General features: G+C 60.8%; 3 protein-coding genes. All 3 read right to left on the reverse strand.

Annotated features, from left to right (window positions below; translation table 11 throughout):
* Positions 1-950, reverse strand: a 950-nt coding sequence (locus NW819_RS07870; protein ID WP_414413421.1) for an ABC transporter permease, incomplete at its 3' end; no start/stop codon positions are given.
* Between the two features lie 6 nt (positions 951-956).
* Positions 957-2,006 (reverse strand): ABC transporter permease, encoded by a 1,050-nt coding sequence (locus NW819_RS07875; RefSeq protein WP_414413422.1) that lies wholly within the window; start codon positions 2,004-2,006, stop codon positions 957-959.
* Positions 1,996-3,483: ABC transporter ATP-binding protein (locus NW819_RS07880; RefSeq protein WP_414413423.1), on the reverse strand; the 1,488-nt coding region annotated here is incomplete at its 5' end. The genes NW819_RS07875 and NW819_RS07880, both read right to left, overlap by 11 nt.

Raw genomic sequence — 3,483 nt, forward strand, 5'->3', positions numbered from 1 at the left:
CGTTCTTCAGGGCGAAAGGGGATCAAAAGGGCGCGGGGCGCTTTGGCATGGCGAGAGACCAAAATCAACGCCACAATACTGAGCAGATAGGGCAACATTAAGAAAAACTGATAGGGGATCCGGCTACCCCAAAGCTGCTGAAGGCGCAATTGCAAAGCATCAAACCCGGCAAACAGCAACGCTCCTCCTAAGGCTCGCCAGGGATCCCAAGCGGCAAAAACCACCAGAGCAATGCAAATCCACCCCCGCCCATTGACGATATTGAAGAAAAACGCATCGAACGCAGAGAGGGTTAAAAAAGCACCGGCCACGGCCATAAGAGCGCTGCCCACCATCACCGCTCCGGTACGAACGGCATAGACCGGGATCCCCTGGGAAGCGGCAGCCTGGGGATTTTCTCCAACCATGCGCACGGCCAGGCCCAGCGGAGTTCGGTAGAGGATGTAGGCCATGAGGGGCACCAGGAGAAGGCTGAGGTAGGTGAGGGGCGGCTGGGTAAACAGGGTTTCTCCCAGAAAGGGCAGGCTGGAGAGACCCGGGATCGGCCAAGGGCTGAAGGGGACGATTTTGGGAGGAGAGGTGACCTGGGGCAGGGCCATGCGATAGACAAAATAGGCGGCATTAATGGTCAAGAGGGTGATGCCGATGCCGGTGACGTGCTGGGAAACCCCAAGGCGGACGGTCAACAGGCTGTGAATCAAGCCCACACCTGCACCGAGGACGGCAGCAAAGGCTACGCCCCACCACAATCCGGATCCCTGATAGACCACCAGCCAACCGGTCATGGCCCCCAGGGTCATGATCCCTTCGATGCCCAAATTGAGAACGCCGGCCCGCTCACAGAGGACTTCGCCCAAAGTGCCAAAGAGCAAGGGAGTGGCAATGCGCAGGGTGGCCACCCAAAAGCTGGTGGTGCTGATTAAGCTGATTAGACTCAGGAGTGCAGACACGGGTGCTCAGTCCCAGCGCAGACGATAACGGGCCAATCCCATGCAGACCAACATCCACAGCAGGGCAGCAGCAACAATGACATCGGCAAGATAGGTGGGAACGCCCAAGCTACGCCCCATGGTATCGGCTCCCACATAAACCCCGGCAATGAAAACTGCGGCCCCCACCACTCCCAAGGGATGCAGTTGGGCCAACAGGGCAACAACAATGCCGGTGTAGCCAAAGCCCGGGGATAAATCCAAGGTGAGATAGCCCTTGAGCCCGAGAAGTTCACAAGCTCCCGCCAAGCCTGCCAGCCCCCCTCCCAGCAGTGAGGTATACAAAATAACTCCCTGGACTGGGATGCCGAGAAACCTGGCCGCTTCCGGGTTCGCGCCTACGGCTCGCATTTCTAGGCCCCAAACGGTGAACCGCTCTATGGCCCACACCCCCAGGGCAGCAAGCAGGGCAATGATCAAACCGGCGTGGAGACGACTGCGGGGAATCAGCCGCGGCAGAAGAGCACTCTCCGCCAGGGCACGACCTTGGGGCCAACCCAGGGCCAGAGGATCTTTGAGGGGGCCTTCCAGGAGATAGCTGATCCCGAGAAGAATGACAAAATTGAGCAGCAGGGTGGTCACCACTTCGTCCACCTGGAACTGAGTCTTGAGCCAGGCCGGGATCCACAGCAACAGCCCTCCGGCAATCCAGCCCGCCAGCAGCAGCACCAGCACCAACCACGGGCGCGGCAGCGAAAGCCCAGCGGTGCCCAAGAGGCTGGCAGCCAGAGCCCCACCATAAAACTGGCCTTCTGCACCGATGTTCCACAACTTGGCCCGAAAACACACCGCCACCGCCAATCCCGTCAGGATCAGGGGAATGGCCCGCGTCAAAGTTTCGCTCAGGGCAAAGGGGGATCCCACCGCTCCCCGCAGCAAAGCTCCATAGGCTGCCAAAACCGGGGATCCCGTCCACAGGATCAGCAGGCTACAGGAGAGGAAAGCCAGGACAATGGCTGCCATCGGCGCGCTCAGGATCAGCCAGAGGGGCACCGTGGAACGGGGTTCAACACGCATCAGCCACCTCCTGCCCGGCCATGCGCAACCCCAAGGCGGTCACCGTTGTGGTTTGGGTTGGGATTGCTGGGGAAAGCCGACCGCGATAGAGCACCGCCACCCGATCGGCCAAACTCAGCAATTCATCCAAGTCTTCAGAAATGAGCAGGATCCCGGCTCCAGCTCGGGCTGCTGCCAGCAGTTGGGCATGCACGTAAGCCACAGCCCCCAGATCCAGTCCCCGCGTTGGCTGGTGAGCCACAATTACCTGGGGATCCCGACACAGCTCCCGCGAGAGGATCACTTTTTGCATATTTCCGCCGGACAGCAGTTGCACTGGCATCTGGAGCGCCTGCCGCGGATCCCCACTCTGGAGTCCCCGCACGTCGTAGGTCTGTAGCCAGGTGTGGGCCTGCTGATAGATTTGGCGGTGACGCAGGATCCCCCACCGCGAGAATTCGGGATCCCGATAGCGCTCGATCACCCAATTCTCCCACAGGCTAAGGGAACCGATCAGTCCGGTCTTGTGGCGGTCTTCCGGGATCCGGGCCATGCCTTGCCGCACCATCTCAGCAGGAGAGATCAGCCGCAGGACTCGGCCATACAGATGCAGATGACCTTGGTGGGGCCGGATCACCCCGCAGATCAGATCTGCCAGGACGGATTGCCCATTGCCCGCCACCCCGGCAATACCCACGATTTCGTGACGCCGCACCGTCAGAGAAACCTGCTCCAGATGCTGCTGCCCTGCCCGACAGGAGACCTGCTGCAGCTCCAGGATCGTCTCCCCAACAGACAAGGGCGCTTTGACCACCGCCGCCAACCGCTGCCCCACCATCGCTTCCGCCAGAGCTGTGGGATGGATCTCAGCCGTCTTGCCCGCCATCACCACCCGCCCTGACCGCAGCACCATCACCCGGTCACTGATGCGCATCACCTCCTGGAGCTTGTGGGAAATCAGCAGGATCCCCAGTCCGCGACCGGCCATCTGCCGTAGGGTGTGAAAAAACGGCTCAATTTCCGGTGGGGTTAACACCGCCGTAGGCTCATCCAAAATCAGGATCCGCGCCCCTCGATACAGCACCTTGAGGATCTCCACCCGCTGCCGCTCCCCTAAGGTCAGGGATCCCACCAGGGCATCGGGATCCACGGCCAACCCCAATTCCTCAGCTAGCTTTTGGATGCGCTGCCGTCCCTCTCGCCGCCGAGACCATAGGTGCCACAGGGGCTGAGTGCCCAGCAGAATGTTGTCCAGCACCGATAGATTATCGGCCAAGACCACATGCTGATGCACCATGCCTATCCCTGCCGCCAGGGCAGCCGCCGGGGATCCCAGCTTGAGGGGCCGACCAAACACCCACACCTGACCCTGATCGGGAACGTAGTGCCCAAACAGGATATTCATCAGCGTCGTTTTGCCCGCCCCATTTTCCCCCAAGATGGCCAGAATCTCCCCGGCCCGCAGTTCGAGATCGATCTGGTCGTTGGCCAGCAGAGC

The organism is Synechococcus sp. R8-2, from assembly GCF_047461715.1.
GTDB lineage: Bacteria > Cyanobacteriota > Cyanobacteriia > Thermostichales > Thermostichaceae > Thermostichus.

Coding starts and splice junctions, on each gene's coding strand:
- NW819_RS07875 (WP_414413422.1), bottom strand. CDS start 2,006: ATGCGTGTTGAACCCCGTTCCACGGTGCCCCTCTGGCTGATCCTGAGC.